Annotated in this window: 19 protein-coding genes; 18 read left to right on the top strand and 1 reads right to left on the bottom strand. The window is 66.1% G+C overall.

The features are described 5' to 3' along the window. Positions 1-1,304: 1,304 nt before the first annotated feature. From HUK65_RS08375 to HUK65_RS08305, 15 genes are all read left to right on the top strand, one after another. Positions 1,305-1,610, top strand: a complete 306-nt coding sequence (locus tag HUK65_RS08375) for a rod-binding protein (RefSeq protein WP_327787070.1) — start codon at positions 1,305-1,307, stop codon at positions 1,608-1,610. After that, positions 1,611-1,964, top strand: coding sequence for a hypothetical protein (locus HUK65_RS08370; protein ID WP_179905702.1), 354 nt, complete (start codon positions 1,611-1,613; stop codon positions 1,962-1,964). 224 nt (positions 1,965-2,188) lie between these two features. Continuing rightward, positions 2,189-3,397 (top strand): flagellin N-terminal helical domain-containing protein, encoded by a 1,209-nt coding sequence (locus HUK65_RS08365; protein WP_179905701.1) that lies wholly within the window; start codon positions 2,189-2,191, stop codon positions 3,395-3,397. Between the two features lie 69 nt (positions 3,398-3,466). Next, a complete protein-coding gene (gene flaF, locus HUK65_RS08360; protein WP_179905700.1) occupies positions 3,467-3,847 on the top strand; it encodes a flagellar biosynthesis regulator FlaF in 381 nt (126 codons plus the stop codon). Then, on the top strand, positions 3,844-4,248 hold the full coding sequence (flbT, locus tag HUK65_RS08355) for a flagellar biosynthesis repressor FlbT (RefSeq protein WP_179905699.1): 405 nt from the start codon (positions 3,844-3,846) through the stop codon (positions 4,246-4,248). The genes flaF and flbT overlap by 4 nt, the downstream gene beginning before the upstream one ends. Next, positions 4,245-5,051 carry a DUF1217 domain-containing protein gene (locus HUK65_RS08350; RefSeq protein ID WP_179905698.1) on the top strand — a complete coding sequence of 269 codons (807 nt, stop codon included), beginning with the start codon at positions 4,245-4,247 and terminating at the stop codon, positions 5,049-5,051. The genes flbT and HUK65_RS08350 overlap by 4 nt, the downstream gene beginning before the upstream one ends. Positions 5,052-5,260: 209 nt before the next feature. Continuing rightward, a complete protein-coding gene (locus HUK65_RS08345; RefSeq protein ID WP_179905697.1) occupies positions 5,261-5,827 on the top strand; it encodes a NifU family protein in 567 nt (188 codons plus the stop codon). Positions 5,828-5,852: 25 nt separating this feature from the next. Then, positions 5,853-6,521, top strand: coding sequence for a tRNA (adenosine(37)-N6)-threonylcarbamoyltransferase complex dimerization subunit type 1 TsaB (tsaB, locus tag HUK65_RS08340; protein WP_179905696.1), 669 nt, complete (start codon positions 5,853-5,855; stop codon positions 6,519-6,521). Further along, positions 6,518-6,937, top strand: coding sequence for a GNAT family N-acetyltransferase (locus HUK65_RS08335; protein WP_179905695.1), 420 nt, complete (start codon positions 6,518-6,520; stop codon positions 6,935-6,937). Before tsaB ends, HUK65_RS08335 begins: the two co-directional genes overlap by 4 nt. Before the next feature lie 144 nt (positions 6,938-7,081). Then, the gene (locus HUK65_RS08330) at positions 7,082-8,077 is read left to right on the top strand and encodes a BMP family lipoprotein (RefSeq protein ID WP_179905694.1); all 996 of its coding nucleotides are present in this window, start codon (positions 7,082-7,084) and stop codon (positions 8,075-8,077) included. Positions 8,078-8,089: 12 nt separating this feature from the next. Then, complete coding sequence (locus HUK65_RS08325; protein ID WP_179905693.1) at positions 8,090-9,664, top strand: ABC transporter ATP-binding protein; 1,575 nt, start codon at positions 8,090-8,092, stop codon at positions 9,662-9,664. Beyond that, complete coding sequence (locus tag HUK65_RS08320; RefSeq protein WP_179905692.1) at positions 9,661-10,755, top strand: ABC transporter permease; 1,095 nt, start codon at positions 9,661-9,663, stop codon at positions 10,753-10,755. The genes HUK65_RS08325 and HUK65_RS08320 overlap by 4 nt, the downstream gene beginning before the upstream one ends. Further along, on the top strand, positions 10,755-11,720 hold the full coding sequence (locus HUK65_RS08315) for an ABC transporter permease (protein ID WP_179905691.1): 966 nt from the start codon (positions 10,755-10,757) through the stop codon (positions 11,718-11,720). The genes HUK65_RS08320 and HUK65_RS08315 overlap by 1 nt, the downstream gene beginning before the upstream one ends. A 47-nt stretch (positions 11,721-11,767) precedes the next feature. Beyond that, the gene (locus tag HUK65_RS08310; protein WP_179905690.1) at positions 11,768-12,688 is read left to right on the top strand and encodes a sulfite exporter TauE/SafE family protein; all 921 of its coding nucleotides are present in this window, start codon (positions 11,768-11,770) and stop codon (positions 12,686-12,688) included. Further along, the gene (locus HUK65_RS08305) at positions 12,688-13,449 is read left to right on the top strand and encodes a TIGR02186 family protein (RefSeq protein ID WP_179905689.1); all 762 of its coding nucleotides are present in this window, start codon (positions 12,688-12,690) and stop codon (positions 13,447-13,449) included. Before HUK65_RS08310 ends, HUK65_RS08305 begins: the two co-directional genes overlap by 1 nt. Positions 13,450-13,453: 4 nt before the next feature. Here the strand turns inward: HUK65_RS08305 and HUK65_RS08300 are convergent, their stop codons facing one another. After that, on the bottom strand, positions 13,454-14,176 hold the full coding sequence (locus HUK65_RS08300; RefSeq protein ID WP_179905688.1) for an esterase/lipase family protein: 723 nt from the start codon (positions 14,174-14,176) through the stop codon (positions 13,454-13,456). Positions 14,177-14,239: 63 nt separating this feature from the next. Between HUK65_RS08300 and HUK65_RS08295 the strand changes: the two genes are divergently transcribed. From HUK65_RS08295 to rpmB, 3 genes are all read left to right on the top strand, one after another. Continuing rightward, on the top strand, positions 14,240-14,698 hold the full coding sequence (locus HUK65_RS08295) for an NUDIX domain-containing protein (RefSeq protein ID WP_179905687.1): 459 nt from the start codon (positions 14,240-14,242) through the stop codon (positions 14,696-14,698). A 103-nt stretch (positions 14,699-14,801) separates the two neighbouring features. Next, the gene (gene meaB / locus HUK65_RS08290; protein WP_179905686.1) at positions 14,802-15,824 is read left to right on the top strand and encodes a methylmalonyl Co-A mutase-associated GTPase MeaB; all 1,023 of its coding nucleotides are present in this window, start codon (positions 14,802-14,804) and stop codon (positions 15,822-15,824) included. Between the two features lie 127 nt (positions 15,825-15,951). Next, on the top strand, positions 15,952-16,266 hold the full coding sequence (gene rpmB / locus HUK65_RS08285; RefSeq protein WP_179905685.1) for a 50S ribosomal protein L28: 315 nt from the start codon (positions 15,952-15,954) through the stop codon (positions 16,264-16,266). Positions 16,267-16,334 lie beyond the last annotated feature (68 nt).

Below are 16,334 nucleotides of genomic sequence, written 5' to 3'. Positions count from 1 at the left end.
TCTGCCATCTTGCGCGGCCCGGTCAGGATCGCCAGCCGTGCTGTTGACCGCGGCAGAAATGCCAGTCGGCGCCGATGCCCCCTCCGCCCGAGGCATTTGCGCGGGAGGTTCCGCGCCGATGGCCGCACGCGGCGGCGAGGCGGGCGCTGTGGCAAGGTCAGGGGTCGGCGCCCACGGCCTGTTGATCGGCTGCCGGGGATAGGTCTGCGCTCTGCCATCTTGCGCGGCCCGGTCAGGATCGCCAGCCGTGCTGTTGACCGCGGCAGAAATGCCAGTCGGCGCCGATGTCCCCTCTGCCCGAGGCGTTTGCGCGGGAGGTTCCGCGCCGATGGCCGCACGCGGCGGCGAGGCGGGCGCTGTGACAAGGTCAGGGGGCGCCGCCGACAGCCTGCCCATCGGCGGCCGGGGGTAAGTCTGCGTTCTGCCATCCTGCGCGGCCCGGTCGGGATCGTCAGCCGTGGTGTTGACCGCGGCAGAAACCTCTGTCGGCGCCTGTGCCTGCGGCGCCATGATCCGGGCACCCGCCGGGGGGGAATCCGCCACGACCAAGGGGGCATCCTGGACCGGCGCACCCAGGGGTACGCGGCTATCCCGCGACGCCACGGCGGGCGGCTCCGAAGGTGTGCCTGGGGGCGGGGTCATCTCAGGCCCCCCTTTCGGCACGCCCGTGGACATGGCACCGTGCGCGGGCGCCTTCATGGCGATCCCACCGCCAGCCGGGCCATGGTCGGCAGGCCCGCGGGCCGGTTCCGATGCGCGCCCGGTCATCCGATAGATCACCGGTCCCTGAACGGGCGAATCGCCCCGCGGCGGCATAGGTGAGGCGAACTGCCCCGGGGCCAGATGTTCCCGCGCAGAGGGCGTGGCCTTTTCTGTTTCAGCCCCGGGCAGATGCCCGGGGCGCGGACCGGCCTCTGGCGATGCCGTGCTGGCGGCCTCTTGCGGCGCGGGGTGCTCGGGCGTGGGCTGTTGGGGCTGCGGGGCGCTGGCCTCGGGCTTGGTGGCATTCGGCGACGGGGGCGCAGCGGTGGACCCGCCGTCCTCCTCTGCCCCAGCCGCCAACCCTTCCGGTGACTGCGCGCGCGGCCCGGCCAGAAGCGCGGCAAAACCGCCCCCCGCGGCGGGTGGCGGCGTCGCATCGCTGCCCGTCACTGACGGGGGCGGCGTGTTGAGGGACAGGGTCGGTATCATTGCGGGCCTTCCGATCGCTTTCCCCGATATGACCCCAAATTGATTACCGAATCTTTACGCGCAGCGGGCAGTCTGGGGCCATTCCAGTGCATATCGCCGCCATGAGGCCCACCGTGACCGACCCTGTCAGCCTGTCCCCCGCCCCGATCCCGACACAACCGCCGCAGACCGAACGTCTCAGGGCACTTGCGCAGGAGTTCGAGGCCGCATTCCTGGCGCAGATGCTCAAGGACGCCGGGTTCGGCAAGGCGCCGGACGGGTTCGGCGGCGGCATGGGTGAGGATCAGATGCAATCCTTCCTGATCGAGGAACAGGCGCGGGTCATGGCGCGCGCCGGCGGGATCGGCCTGGGAGAGACCGTGTTCCGCTACCTGACGGCGCAGGCGGGCGGCGACCCGGCTGCCGCCCCGGAGGCGTGAATGACCTGGTTGCGGCGCAATCCGCTCGATATCCTGTGCACCACATTGGATGCCGAACGCGACGCCCTGCTGCGTGGTGACCATGACGCCCTGGCCCCGCTGCTGGAGCGCAAGGAACGCCAGCTGGCAGCGCTGGTCCGCGATGGCGCCGCCGCGCCCGAGGCGATTCGCAGCCGGATCACTCCGCGGCTGGACCGCAACCGTGACCTGCTGGCGGCGGCCGCCGAAGGATTGCGCGCCGCACGGGACCGGCTGCGCAGCGATGGCGCGCGGGCGGATCTGTGCACCTATGGCGCCGATGGTGCCCGCAATGCCGCGCCCAGCACGGGCACCAAGCTGGAACGCCGCGCCTGAGGCGCGAAGCTGTTAACCCTGCCGGTCGAAACCCGGCCCGAAACCGCCCCCATCCCCCGCTTGTTAGCCTTTGATTAGGGAATGGCCTGCAGGGTGATCTCACGCCCAGAAGGGACCGGGAACAGCGCCCCAGGCGCCCCCCTTTACGCAGAATGTCGGAAAGCGCCGCCTCAGGGCGGTAACATCAATGGTGCAAAATCGCACCAAGCTAACAGGATTGCAAAATGTCCAGTATTCTGACCAACACCAGCGCAATGGTTGCCCTGCAGACCCTGCGCGGGATCAACTCCAACATGGCCGAAGTCCAGTCGCAGATCTCGACCGGCAAGTCGGTGGCCACCGCGCGGGACAACGCTGCCGTCTGGGCCATTTCCAAGACCATGGAATCCGACGTCAAGGGCTTCTCGGGCATCTCGGACAGCCTGGCGCTGGGCCGGTCCACCGTGGCCGTGGGTCGCCAGGCAGCGGAAACCGTGACCGACCTGCTGACCCAGATGAAGGGCCACATTGTCGCCGCGCAGGAAGACAACGTTGACCGGGCCAAGATTCAGACCGATGTGGATGCGTTGCGCGAACAGATTCGCTCGGTTGTTGGCGCGGCACAGTTCAACGGCCTCAACATGGTCAACAACGCCGATGAGACCGATGTCTTGTCGTCGCTTGATCGCGATGCGCAGGGCAATATCACCACTTCGACGATCACGGTGGCCCATCAGGATCTGGGATCGAATAATGACCCCCTTGCAGGTGATGCATTCGGCGAAGGGGAAACGATCGCCGAAGTGCTTGCTGTGGGTGATGACACGACAATCACGATCACTGGCGATGCCGGTGAAGTTGGCGCCCAGATCGTTCTGAACATCGGTGATCGCCAGGTCAGCTACACCGTGACCGAAAGCGATGTGAATGGTGGTGGAGACGCTGAAAACAATATCGCTGCAGGTTTGCGCGCCGCGATCCAGAACTCCGGTATCGCGCTGTACAATGATGATGGCGTCAACCCTGCTACTCCCGGGATCGAGATCGAACTCGACGGCGACGAGTTGACCCTGACCAACAGGACTGCCGCAGAACTGACCGTGACGGCCCGCGCGCAGGGTCCGGGTGCGGGTGGTCTGTCCGGGCTGGCAGCCATCGATGTGGCCAGCCCCGCCGGGGCCACAAGCGCGCTGGCTGAAATCGATGCGCTGATCGAAACGGCAATCGATGCGGCCGCCGCCTTCGGTTCGGTTCAGGGCCGCCTGGACACCCAGGCGGAGTTCGTGAAGAACCTGACCGACTCGCTCACCACGGGTATCGGCAGCCTGGTGGATGCCGATATGGAGGCGACCTCGGCCCGGCTGCAGGCGCTGCAGGTGCAGCAGCAGCTGGCCACCCAGTCGCTGTCCATCGCCAACCAGGGGCCGCAGAACGTTCTGGCGCTCTTCCGCTGATCCAGCAGGGCAGGGCCGTAATGGCCCTGCCCATCCTGCCCTGACGTCCCAGCGCCACGAGGTTCCCCAATGAACGCCCTTCTGCATGCACGGGTGGCTTATGCCGACCCGAATGATGCCTCGCGCACGCCACGCGATATCGAATACCGTGCCTTTGCCCGCGCCACCCGCGCCCTGACCGAAAATGCCAATGCCAGTGGCACATCCTTTGCCCGCCTGGCCGATGCACTGACCATGAACCGTCGGCTTTGGGCCACCCTGGCCCGCGATCTGGCCGATGACGGCAATGGTCTGCCGCAGGGGCTGCGCGCCTCGCTGCTGTCACTGGCGCAGTTCGTCATGACCCACACCGAACAGGTGCTGAGCGGTACCGAAACCGTGCAACCGTTGATCGACGTCAACACCGCCATCATGCGTGGCCTGCGCGGCCAGCACGAGGCTGCGCCATGAGCGGCCTGGTCATCAAGCTGGCTCCGCAGGAGAGGCTGCTGATCAACGGTGCCGTGATCGAGAACGGCGACCGCCGTTCGCGTCTGGCGATCCTGACGCCAAACACCAATGTCCTGCGCCTGCGCGATGCCATCCGCCCCGAGGATGCCAACACTCCGGTCAGCCGCGTCTGCTATCTGGCACAGCTTGTGCTGTCCGGAGATGCCGAGCCCGAGGAGATTCGTCAGAACCTGCTGCGCGGGATCGAACAGTTGAGCCAGGTCTTCACCGATGGCGACAGTCGCGCATTGTTGCACAGCGCCACCGAAGGGGTGCTGCGCGCTGAACCCTACATGACCCTGCGCGCCCTGCGCGCGCTCTTGCCGCGAGAGGCCCGCCTGCTGGCGGCGCGGCTGTCATGAGCTTCCAGCCTGTACTCCCATTGGGCGGGCTTGCAGGCTGGAAATTCCTGCAACGCACTCTGGATACGCAGATGGAAAGCCACGCCCGGGCCCCCCAGCGCGTCCGGGCGACCGAGTATTTCCGCGAACAGATCGCCGAAGTGACATCGGCCAGCGATCTGCTGGCCGACCGCCGCCTGCGCGAGGTCGCCCTGGGCGCCTTTGGCCTGCAGGATGATATCGACAGCATCGCCTTCATCCGCCGCGTCCTTGAAGATGGCCCCGACAAGGAGGATGGCCTGCCCAACCGGCTGAGCGACAAGCGCTACCTGTCGCTGGCCCAGGCCTTTGACTTCACTACCGGCGAAAGCCCCGCCCTGCGCGACGAGGGGTTCGTGGATCGGATCATCGAGGCGTATCACGCCCGCAGTTTTGAAATTGCGGTGGGGGAACAGGATCAGTCCATGCGCATGGCCATGGTGATCGACCGTGATCTGACAGACATCCTGGATGCGGGCCGGTCTGACGCGGCGTCCTGGTTCCGGGTCATGGGGAACCCGCCGCTGCGCAAGGTGTTTGAAACCGCGCTGGGCTTTGGCAGCGGCTTCGGCGCGCTGGACCTGGACCAGCAACTGACCCAGTTCCGGCGCCGCGCGCAAAGCATCTTCGGCAGCACCGAACTGGCGCAGTTCGACGACCCCGAAACGCGCAAGGCCCTGACCCAGAGGTTCCTGCTGATGGATCAGGTCCAGCAAAGCCTGTCGCAATGGTCGCCTGCCGCGGCGGCCCTGACCCTGCTGCAGAACGCCAACATCAGGCGCTGATCCGAACTGCCGGGCGGTGCGTCTGTGACCCGCGGGCGCGTCACCGCAAAGCCATGCGGCAAGGGGGGTGATGCGGTCGCCCGGGCCGTGTGTGCCACAGGCCTTCGCCGGCCCTGTCACCGCCGCGGGCCGGTGCCGCGTTGGCTTCCCGGCCCTTCCCTTGACAGCTTGGCACCGGGGGCGCATATCCTCTGCAACGGAGGGCTGCCATGTTCATTCAAACGGAATCCACACCCAACCCCGCGACCCTGAAATTCCTGCCGGGGCAGCAGGTCATGTCCAGTGGCACCGCTGATTTCCCCACGGGCGATGCCGCGCAGGCGTCGCCTCTGGCGCGGCGCGTCTTTGCCGCCGAAGGGGTGACCGGCGTGTTTCTGGGGTCTGATTTCATCACCGTGACCAAGGCCGACGAGGCCGACTGGGCGCATATCAAACCCGCGATCCTGGGCGCGATCATGGAGCATTTCCAGTCCGGCGCCCCGGTGATCGAAGGTGCGGCCCCTGCAGCTTCGGGCCATGCCACCCATGACGGCCCGGATGGTGAGATCGTGGACCAGATCAAGCAGCTTCTGGACAGCCGCGTGCGCCCGGCCGTTGCGCAGGATGGTGGCGATATCACCTTCCACGGGTTCGAGCGGGGCGTGGTTTATCTGCACATGCAGGGCGCCTGTGCGGGCTGTCCTTCGTCCACGCTGACGCTGAAGATGGGGATCGAGAACCTGTTGCGTCATTACATCCCCGAAGTGACCGAGGTGCGCCCCGTTGCGGTTGGCTGAGCCGCTGCCGCTTCCGGGACACCGCATGCTTGCCTTTGATACCTCGGGTCCGTGGTGCAGTGCCGCGCTCTGTCTGGACGGGGCCATCCGTCACCGCCATCACATCGACATGGCGCGCGGACAGGCCGAGGCGCTGATGCCGATGCTGGGCGCCGTGCTGGCTGCGGATGGGGCGGGGTGGTCTGATCTGGGGGCCATTGCCGTGGGCGTGGGGCCGGGCAATTTCACCGGCATCCGCATCAGTGTCGCCGCAGCGCGCGGGCTGGCACTGGGGTTGACCTGCCCGGCGATCGGGGTGTCGCTGTTCGAGGTCCTGGGCGACACCGTGGCGCCCGCCGATGGCGGGGCAAAACTGTGCAGTATCCAGGCGCCGCGGGGGCTGGCCTATGTCCAGCTGCTGCGCGATGGGGCGCCAGAGGGGCCACCGCAACTGATTGACCCGTCCGCGCCCCCGCCCGGGCTGGCGCTGACCGGGGCCATGCAGGTCATCGGCCACCGTGCCGAAGAGGTTGCGCGCCCCTTCGGCCTGCGCTGGATCGATGCCGCGCCTGCCGATATCGCCGCGCGCATCGCCCTTGTGGCCGCGCGCCGCCTGCACAGTGGCGCGCGTCAGGCCGAACGCCCGGCGCCGCTTTATGTCCGCCCTGCCGATGCCGCCCCCCCGCGCGAGGCGCCGGTGCCGATCCTGCCGTGACCCCGGATCCGCAGGCGCTGGCCGCGCTGCACGCCGCTGCCTTCGAGCACCCCCGCCCCTGGACTGCTGCGGAGTTCGCCGCCCTGCTGCGCGATCCGGGCATTTCCGTCATCGCCTTGCCGCCCCGGTCCCCGCAGGCGCTGGCAGTCATTCGCACAGTCGCCGGCGAAGCCGAGTTGCTGACCATCGCGGTCACCCCCCCGGCGCGCGGGCAGGGGTTGGGCCGGGCCGTATTGGAGCGGGCCCTGTCCCGCGCCCGGCAGTCCGGCGCGCAAGCGGTGTTTCTTGAGGTGGCCGCCGACAACACTGCGGCATTGCGTCTTTATGGGCGGGCGGGTTTTCTGCAGGTCGGGCGCCGACCGGGCTATTACGGTGCAGGCATTGACGCGCTGATTCTGCGCCGAACCGCCCCCTGACACGCAGCCGTGCAAAACCGATACCAGATTCCTGTTGACCATATCGTCGCGCTGGGTCCTAAATCAGGCAGTCCCGGATTGTCCGGACATGGCCAAACGTCCCGGCGGCAAGGAAAAAGACCGGGGATCAAAGGGGAGATTTCGATGACACTTCATGCTCGACTTCTGGGCGCTGCTGCCGTTACGGCATTGGGCGCAGGCGTTGCCGCTGCTGATCCGGCGCTGGTCTATGACCTGGGCGGCAAGTTCGACAAGAGCTTCAACGAAGCGGCCTTCATGGGGGCGGAGCGCTGGGCAGCGGAAACCGGCGGCAGCTATCGCGATATCGAAATGCAGTCCGAAGCGCAGCGCGAACAGGCCCTGCGCCGTCTGGCCGAAGCCGGTCAGAACCCGATCGTCACCACGGGTTTTGCCTTTTCGTCGGTTCTGAACGAGGTTGCGCCCGATTACCCGGATACCAAGTTCGCCATCATCGACGGTTTTGTCGAACAGCCCAATGTGCTGTCGATCCTGTTTGCCGAGCATGAAGGCTCCTACCTGGTCGGCATGCTGGCGGGGATGGCCTCGGAGAGCGGCACCGTGGGTTTTGTCGGCGGCATGGATATCCCGCTGATCCGGCGTTTTGGCTGTGGCTATGCGCAGGGTGTGCTGGCCGCCAATTCGGATGCAACCGTGGTGGCCAACATGACCGGCACCACCCCCACCGCCTGGAATGACCCGGTGCGCGGCGGTGAAATCACCCAGGCGCAGATCAGCCAGGGCGCCGATGTGGTCTATGCCGCGGCGGGCGGCACCGGGGTTGGTGTGCTGCAGACCGCCGCCGATGCCGGGATCCTGTCGATCGGGGTGGACAGCAACCAGAACTACATGCACCCGGGGCAGGTGCTGACCTCGATGCTCAAGCGGGTGGATAACGCGGTGTTCGATGCGTTCGAGGCTGGTGCGGATCTGGAAACCGGCGTGATGGTCATGGACCTGGCCGCGGGCGGTGTCGATTGGGCGCTGGATGAATACAACGAAGACCTGATCACGGATGAGATGCGCGAGGCCGTGGACGCTGCCGCCGAGGCCATCCGTTCGGGCGAACTGGTTGTGCACAATTACACCGATGATGACAGCTGCCCGGTCCTGTCCTTCTGAATGCCAAGCTGAATGAGCGACGCGGCGCATACCCTGGAACGGCCCGCAGGGGCCGTTCCTCCCGCCATTGAATTGCGCGGGATCTCCAAGGCATTTGGCCCGGTGCAGGCCAACAAGGACATTCATATCCGGGTCGAAAAGGGCACGATCCACGGCATCATCGGTGAAAACGGCGCCGGGAAATCGACCCTCATGTCGATCCTCTACGGCTTTTACAAGGCGGATTCGGGCGAGATCCTGATCAACGGCCAACCGACCGAGATCCCCGACAGCCAGGCCGCCATCCGTGCCGGCATCGGCATGGTGTTCCAGCATTTCAAGCTGGTGCAGAATTTCACTGTTCTGGAAAACGTGATCCTCGGGGCCGAGGCGGGCTGGCTCTTGAAACCCTCGGTCAGCCGGGCGCGGGGGCTGTTGAAGCAACTGGCCACGGATTTTGGCCTGAACGTGGACCCCGATGCGCTGATCGAAAAGCTGTCCGTGGGCCATCAGCAGCGGGTGGAAATCCTCAAGGCGCTCTACCGCGAGGCCGATATCCTGATCCTGGACGAACCCACCGGCGTTCTGACCCCGGCCGAGGCGGACCATCTGTTCCGCATCCTGCGCGGGCTGAAGGAACAGGGCAAGACCATCGTCCTGATCACCCACAAGCTGCGCGAGATCATGGAGGTGACGGACAATGTCTCGGTCATGCGGCGCGGCGAGATGGTGGACACCGTGCGCACATCCGAGACCAGCCCGCCGCATCTGGCCGAGCTGATGGTCGGGCGCAAGGTGCTGTTGCGCGTGGAAAAGCACCCGGCCAAACCCGGCCCCGTGGTGCTGGACGTCAAGGGCCTGCGCGTGGTTGACGACATGGGCGTGGAACGCCTGCGCGGGATCGACCTGCAGGTGCGCGCGGGCGAGATCCTGGGCATCGCGGGCGTGGCGGGGAACGGCCAGTCGGAACTGCTGGAGGCGCTGGCCGGGCTGACCCCGGGGGAGGGGGCGGCGACGCTTTCGGGTCAACCGCTGGACGTTACGGGCAAATCCTCGGACGGGTATACGCGGCGGATGTCCGGTGTCTCGCACGTGCCCGAGGACCGGCAACGGCGCGGACTGATCATGAATTTTCACGCCTGGGAGAACGTGGCGCTGGGCTATCACCATGACCCGGCCTACAATCGCGGCGCGTTCTGGATGGACAATCCGGCGATCCTGCGCATGACCGAAGACTACATGAAGGCGTTCGACGTGCGCCCGCCCAACCCGGCGCTGACCGCCGAGAGTTTCTCGGGCGGCAACCAGCAGAAACTGGTGCTGGCGCGCGAGATCGAGCGCGGCCCGGAATTGCTGCTGGTGGGCCAGCCCACCCGCGGCGTGGATATCGGCGCCATCGAATTCATCCACCAGCGCCTGATCGAGCTGCGTGACGCGGGCAAGGCGGTGCTGCTGGTCAGTGTGGAACTCGATGAAATCTTGTCCCTGTCGGACCGGATCGCGGTCATGTTCGACGGCCGCATCATGGGCGAGCGCCTGCCGGAACAGACCGATGAGGCCGAATTGGGCCTGTTGATGGCCGGTGTCACCGAAAAGGGGGCGGCATGAGCAACCGTCGCATTCCCAATTGGGCCGATGTGGTGCTGGTGCCGCTGTTTTCGGTTGTGCTGGCTTTCATCATTTCGGCCATCGTCATCTGGGCCATCGGCGAGGACCCCTGGGAAGCCACCAAGATGATGGTGCAGGGGGCCTTCGGCTCCAGCTATGGCTGGGGCTACACGCTCTATTATGCCACCAATTTCATCTTCACCGGGCTGGCGGTGGCGGTGGCGTTCCAGGCGCGGCTGTTCAACATCGGCGGTGAGGGGCAGGCCACGCTGGGCGGCCTGGGCGTCGCGCTGGTCTGTCTGCATCTGCCCTGGCCGCATTGGTCGCTGGCGCTGGTGGCGGCAAGTTTCGGCGCGGCGCTGTTCGGCGCGGCCTGGGCGGCGATTCCGGGCTATCTGCAGGTCCGGCGCGGCAGCCATATCGTCATCACCACCATCATGTTCAACTTCATCGCCGCGGCGCTGCTGAACTGGCTCCTGGTGTCGGTGATGCGGCCTTCGGGGTCGATGGACCCGGCCAGCGCCCGCTTCCCGCCCGAAGTGCGCCTGCCGCGCCTGCATGAGATCCTTGACGTTTTCGGCATTCCGTTCTCACGCGCGACCCCGGCGAATATCTCGCTTCTGGTGGCGATCCTGGCCTGTGTGCTGGTCTGGTACATGCTGTGGCGCACGCGGCTGGGCTATCAGATCCGCGCCTTTGGCCAGAGCGAACCGGCGGCGCAATACGCCGGCATCAGCCCGTTCCGGATCACCATGTATGTGATGCTGATTTCCGGCGCGCTGGCGGGGATGATGGCGATCAACAACGTGATGGGCGAGGCGAACCGCCTGCTTCTGAACGCGGTGGAGGGGGCGGGTTTCATCGGCATCGCCGTGGCGCTGATGGGGCGCAACCACCCGTTCGGGGTGTTCCTGGCTGCCGTGCTGTTCGGGTTCCTCTATCAGGGCGGCGCCGAGCTGGCGCTGTGGACAAATATCCCGCGCGAATTGATCGTGGTGATCCAGGCGCTGGTGATCCTGTTCACCGGGGCGCTGGACAATCTGGTGCGCATTCCCATTGCGGCCCTGTTTGCAAGGCGGAGACGAAGCTGATGGATCTGATTGCCATTGTCCAGATCCTCGATTCCACCCTGCGGCTGGCCACGCCGCTGCTGTTTGCCGCCCTCGCGGGGCTGATATCCGAGCGCGCGGGCGTGTTCGATATCGGGCTTGAGGGCAAGATGCTGGCCGCTGCCTTCTTCTCGGCCGCCTTTGCCTTCACCACCGGCAATGTCTGGCTGGGCCTCTGCGCGGGGATAATCGCGTCCATGTTCCTGTCGCTGATCCATGGCGTGGCTTCGATCACCTTTCGCGGCAACCAGCTTATTTCAGGGGTGGCGATCAACTTCCTGGCCGCCGGGCTGACGGTGGTGATCGCGCAGAACTGGTTCCGGCAGGGCGGGCGAACGCCCACGCTGACCGGGGATGCGCGGTTTCCGCGGTTGAACCTGCCCTTTGCCGATGCGCTGCGCGATGTGCCGGTGCTGGGCCCGGTCTATTCGGTGATCCTGTCGGGGCATTCGATCCTGGTTTATGTCGGCCTTCTGTGCGTGCCGCTGACCTGGTATGTGCTGTTTCGGACCCGCTTCGGCCTGCGCCTGCGCGCGGTGGGCGAAAACCCGGCGGCGGTCGATACCGCCGGGATCTCGGTCATCGGCCTGCGCTACGGGGCGGTGATGATCGCAGGTGTTCTGTGCGGGCTGGCTGGGGCGTATCTGGCCACCGGGCTGGCGGCAGGGTTCGTCAAGGACATGACGGCGGGGCGCGGGTTCATTGCATTGGCGGCGATGATCTTTGCAAAATGGCGGCCCTGGCATGCGCTGGGCGCGGTGCTGTTGTTCGGCTTGCTGGAGGCGATCGCCAACCGCTATCAGAACATTGATCTGGGTTTCATCGTGCTGCCGGCGCAGTTCATGCAGGCGCTGCCCTATGTGCTGACCGTGGTGATCCTTGCCGGCTTCGTGGGCCGGGCGATCCCCCCGCGCGCAGGCGGCGAACCCTATGTGAAGGAACGTTGAGCCTTTGGTGCTGGACGCCCGGCGCAAGGGCAATCTAAGGTGGCGACATGCAGGTCTATCTGCCCATTGCCGAAATCTCGGTCAACGCCTTTCTGTTGCTGGGCGTGGGCGGCGGGGTGGGCCTGCTGTCGGGGATGTTCGGCGTGGGCGGCGGCTTCCTGATCACGCCGCTTCTGTTCTTCATCGGGGTGCCGCCGCCGGTTGCTGTGGCCACCGGCGTCAACCAGGTGGTGGCCTCGTCGATCTCGGGCGTTCTGGCGCATCTGCAGCGCAAGACGGTGGACCTGCGCATGGGAACGGTGCTGCTGGCGGGGGGGCTGGTGGGATCGGCTATCGGGATCTGGCTGTTCAATGTGATGAGCACGCTGGGCCAGATCGATCTGCTGGTGCAGTTGTCCTATGTGGTGTTCCTGGGCGCCATCGGCCTGATGATGCTGCAGGAGGGGGTGCGCGCCCTGCGCCGCGCCCGCAACCCCACCGCGCCGAAGCGCAAGCTGCACACCCATAACTGGGTTCACAACCTGCCGATGAAGATGAAGTTCCGGTCCTCGGGGCTCTATATCAGCGTGTTCCCGCCCTTGCTGGTCGGCATGGCCGTGGGGGTGCTGGCCGCAATCATGGGTGTGGGTGGCGGGTTCATCATGGTCCCGGCCATGATCTATCTGCTGGGGATGCCGACCAAGGTGGTTGTGGGGACATCGCTGTTCCAGATCATGTTCGTGGCGGCCTTCACCACCATGATGCATGCCGTGACCAACAATTCGGTCGATGTGATGCTGGCGCTGTTCCTGATCGTCGGCGGGGTGATCGGCGCGCAGGTCGGCGCGCGCATGGGGCTGAAACTGCGCCCTGAAATGCTGCGCATCCTGCTGGCGCTTCTGGTCCTTGCGGTCTGCGGCAAGATCGCCTTTGACCTGCTGTGGCAACCGTCCGAGCTGTATTCCATATCCATTCCGGGGCGGTTCTGATGCGGTTTCTGGTGGTCCTTGCCCTCTGTCTGCTGGCCGCACTGCCCGCCAGGGCCGAGGAAATCCTTGCCGGGCTCAGCCAGAAGCAGCTTTCCCTGACGGTGAATTTCGAAGGCTCCGAAATCCTGGTCTTTGGTGCCGTGCGACGTGAGGCCCCCCTGCCCGAGGAGGGCGAGTTGCATGTCATCGTCACCATCGAGGGGCCGCCCACCCCGGCGGTGATCTGGCGCAAGGCGCGGCGGCTGGGGATCTGGGTGAATGTGGAATCGATGCGCATCCGCGCCGCGCCCAGTTTCTATGCCGTGGCCTCGACCGGGCCGCTGGAGCAGATCCTGAGCCTGGATTCGGACCTGCGCCACCGTATTTCCACGCGGCTGGCCATTTTCGAGGCCCGCGAGGATGCCACGGTCGCCAACCCCGCGGCCTTTTCCGATGCGCTGGTCCGTATCCGCCAGAACGAGAACCTGTATCAGCAACTGGAATCCAGTGTCACGCTGGAGCGCGATACCCTGTTCAGCACCACGATTTCCCTGCCCAAGAACCTGGTCGAGGGCAGCTATGCCACCCGCGTCTTTCTGGTGCGCGACGGGGCGGTGATCGACCGGTTCGACACGGAAATCGACGTGCAGAAGGCCGTTCTGGAACGCTGGCTTTACAACATGGCCTATGAACAGCCCTTTCTTTACGGGCTGCTGGCCCTGGGGCTGGCGCTGTTCTTCGGCTGGGGGGCTTCGGCGGCGTTCCGGGTGCTGCGCACCTGATTGCTCAGGGATTGGCCAGCTTGCGCAGCGCGTTGGGAAGATTCATGCTGTGGTCAAAGCTGCCATAGCGCAGGAATTCCAGCACCTGCGCCATGACCATCGGGTTGAGCATCATGTAGGTATGCGTCACCGGCAGGGTGATGTGATCGGACATCCCCGTCAGCCTGGTGCTTTCAACCGAGACCTTGCCATCGTCATCGCCTTCGATCAGCGCCGAGGTCAGCGGGTTGAAGGACACATTGCCCGCGATGATGCCCAGCGAATAATCGGGGTAATCCAGCTGCATCGGGGTCGAGGCCATGTCCGTGCCCAGTTCCAGCCCGGCGGGGCCATTGACCCATTCGAAGGCCTCGATCTCGGCGAAGAGATCCACCAGTTCGGACCCGTGGTGGGGCGGGGCCATCATCACCACATGGCCCAGGTTCTCGGGGCGATGGTCCTGCAGCCAGGCGCGCACAAGGATGCCGCCCATGGAATGGGTGACGAAATGCAGCCGGTCGCCCTCACATTCGGCTGCGGCTGCGCCCACATACTCAACCAGATCCCCGATCGGGGCGGCCCGGGAGGGATAGCCATGGTTGACGGTCTGATAGCCGTGAAACTGCAATGCCTCATCCATGGGCAGAAGCGAGGCTTCGGTCCGCGCCAGCCCATGCAGCAGCACAACGCAATCGGCCGCCGAAGCGACCCCGGGAAACGACAACAGGAAAGCGACAATCCATTTCATGCGCGCTATATAGGCGCATGTCGGCGCCACCACCAGAGGCGCCCCTGCGGCAAGGGAGCGGTCATGGCGAAATCGGTGCGGCTGGCAGTGCGTGCGGTGATCCTGCATCAGGGGCGGCTTCTGGTGGTGAATGCCTGGCCTGGCGGGGTCAGCGATCTGTGGTGCGCCCCGGGCGGCGGGGTAGAGCGCGGGGCCTCTTTGCCCGACAATCTGGCGCGCGAGGTGCATGAGGAATGCGGCCTGCGCATTGCCGTGGGCGCGCCCTGTCTGATCAATGAATTTCATGACCCGCGCGGCAGTTTTCATCAGGTGGACATCTATTTTCGCGCCACCATCACCGCAGGCACCCCGGATGCCGCGTGGCGCGATCCGGCCGGTGTGGTGGATCAACGCCGCCTTGTGACCGAGGCCGAGCTGCGCGCGCTGCGCTTCAAGCCCGATACCCTGCCAGATCTGGCCTTTGGCGCCGAGGGGCAGGCCGCGCAGGCGCTATACGATCCGCTGGAACCGATCATCCGATAGCACCGCGCGGATTTCTGCAGGCGCCTTCGCGGGGCAAGGCTGGACTTTACCCGCGCGGACGGGGCAGAACACCGTTGAGGTTTCGGCACGAAAGGGGGATGCGGTGACGCCCGAGGAACTGGCCCGCAGCGTGGCGCGGGGGGAACGCCGCGCGCTTGCACGCGCGATCACCCTGGTGGAAAGCCGCCGCGCCGATCATGGAGCGCAGGGGGCTGCGCTGCTGGATGCCCTGGCGCGGGAAAGCGGCGGGCGTCAGGCGATCCGGATCGGCCTGTCAGGGACGCCGGGGGTGGGCAAATCGACCTTCATCGAAAGCTTCGGGCTGATGCTGACGGCGCAGGGGTTGCGGGTGGCGGTGCTGGCGGTGGACCCGTCCAGCGCGCGCACCGGCGGGTCGATTCTGGGCGACAAGACGCGGATGGAGCGGCTATCACGCGATCCAAAGGCGTTCATCCGCCCCTCGCCCAGCCAGACGCATCTGGGCGGGGTCGCCCGGCGCACGCGTGAGGCCGTGGCACTTTGCGAAGGCGCGGGTTTCGATGTGGTGCTGATCGAAACCGTGGGGGTGGGCCAGTCGGAAACCGTGGTGGCGGAACTTTCGGACGTGTTCCTGCTGCTGCTGGCCCCGGCGGGCGGCGATGAGTTGCAGGGCGTCAAGCGCGGGATCATGGAGGTGGCGGACCTGATCGTCGTCAACAAGGCCGATGGCGATCTGAAACCCGCCGCCCAGCGCACCCGTGCCGATTATGCCGGTGCCCTGCGCCTGTTGCGCCGCCGCCCCCAGGACCCCGAAGGCTTTCCAAAGGCCATGACCGTCTCTGCGCTGGAAGGCGGCGGCATTGATACCGTCTGGTCCGAGATCGGCGCCCTTGTCGCCTGGCGGCGCGAAAACGGGCATTGGGACCGGCGCCGCGCCGACCAGGCCCGTCACTGGTTTCTGGAGGATGTCCGCCAGGGCTTGCTGGCAGAGCTAGACGCCCCCGCCAATCGCGACTTGCTGGAGCATATGGCCCGGGATGTCGCCGCCGGGCGCGTGGCCCCTGCGGCCGCAGCGCAGGAGCTTCTGACGCGGCTGGAACGGGCATCCGCCCCGGGCGCGGAACTATCCGGCGCCGCGCGCGTGTGAATCGCTTGACGCCTGTGCCGAATGCGCCTATCAGCGCGCGGTGAGATTGCGGGCGCCCCGGGCGCCTGACCGTCATGTGCGCCCGGGTGCCACCAGTTCCCGCGCCAAGGATACGAGGATCAAGGATATGTCGCGCCGCTGCGAACTAACCGGTAAGGGGCCGATGTCCGGCCAGAATGTCAGTCATGCCAACAACAAGACCAAGCGCCGCTTCCTGCCCAACCTGCAGGATGTGTCGCTGCAGTCCGAGGTTCTGGGACGCACCGTGAAGATGCGCGTGTCCTCGTCCGCGCTGCGCTCGGTCGATCATCGCGGCGGTCTGGACGCCTATCTGGCCCGCGCCAAGGATGAAGAGCTGTCGGCCAATGCGCTGAAGGTGAAGAAGGAAATCGCCAAGGCGCAGGCGGCAGCGGTCGCAGCTGAGGCCGAAGCCGAAGCCTGAGCCGCGCGCCATTGCAAGGTTTCAAGGCCCCCTGCCGGGGGCCTTTTTCGGTTTGCGGCGCGGTGTCG

The organism is Rhabdonatronobacter sediminivivens, assembly GCF_013415485.1.
Classification (GTDB): Bacteria; Pseudomonadota; Alphaproteobacteria; order Rhodobacterales; family Rhodobacteraceae; genus Rhabdonatronobacter; species Rhabdonatronobacter sediminivivens.
Note: the sequence above shows the minus strand (reverse complement) of the source record. Positions and strands in the feature narration are given on the sequence as shown.

Bases quoted from the DNA above. Each gene is read 5' to 3' on its own strand.
- HUK65_RS08370 (WP_179905702.1), top strand. From the start codon at position 1,611: ATGACCTGGTTGCGGCGCAATCCGCTCGATATCCTGTGCACCACATTG.
- HUK65_RS08365 (WP_179905701.1), top strand. From the start codon at position 2,189: ATGTCCAGTATTCTGACCAACACCAGCGCAATGGTTGCCCTGCAGACC.
- flaF (WP_179905700.1), top strand. From the start codon at position 3,467: ATGAACGCCCTTCTGCATGCACGGGTGGCTTATGCCGACCCGAATGAT.
- flbT (WP_179905699.1), top strand. From the start codon at position 3,844: ATGAGCGGCCTGGTCATCAAGCTGGCTCCGCAGGAGAGGCTGCTGATC.
- HUK65_RS08350 (WP_179905698.1), top strand. From the start codon at position 4,245: ATGAGCTTCCAGCCTGTACTCCCATTGGGCGGGCTTGCAGGCTGGAAA.
- HUK65_RS08345 (WP_179905697.1), top strand. From the start codon at position 5,261: ATGTTCATTCAAACGGAATCCACACCCAACCCCGCGACCCTGAAATTC.
- tsaB (WP_179905696.1), top strand. From the start codon at position 5,853: ATGCTTGCCTTTGATACCTCGGGTCCGTGGTGCAGTGCCGCGCTCTGT.
- HUK65_RS08330 (WP_179905694.1), top strand. From the start codon at position 7,082: ATGACACTTCATGCTCGACTTCTGGGCGCTGCTGCCGTTACGGCATTG.
- HUK65_RS08325 (WP_179905693.1), top strand. From the start codon at position 8,090: ATGAGCGACGCGGCGCATACCCTGGAACGGCCCGCAGGGGCCGTTCCT.
- HUK65_RS08320 (WP_179905692.1), top strand. From the start codon at position 9,661: ATGAGCAACCGTCGCATTCCCAATTGGGCCGATGTGGTGCTGGTGCCG.
- HUK65_RS08315 (WP_179905691.1), top strand. From the start codon at position 10,755: ATGGATCTGATTGCCATTGTCCAGATCCTCGATTCCACCCTGCGGCTG.
- HUK65_RS08310 (WP_179905690.1), top strand. From the start codon at position 11,768: ATGCAGGTCTATCTGCCCATTGCCGAAATCTCGGTCAACGCCTTTCTG.
- HUK65_RS08305 (WP_179905689.1), top strand. From the start codon at position 12,688: ATGCGGTTTCTGGTGGTCCTTGCCCTCTGTCTGCTGGCCGCACTGCCC.
- HUK65_RS08300 (WP_179905688.1), bottom strand. From the start codon at position 14,176: ATGAAATGGATTGTCGCTTTCCTGTTGTCGTTTCCCGGGGTCGCTTCG.
- HUK65_RS08295 (WP_179905687.1), top strand. From the start codon at position 14,240: ATGGCGAAATCGGTGCGGCTGGCAGTGCGTGCGGTGATCCTGCATCAG.
- rpmB (WP_179905685.1), top strand. From the start codon at position 15,952: ATGTCGCGCCGCTGCGAACTAACCGGTAAGGGGCCGATGTCCGGCCAG.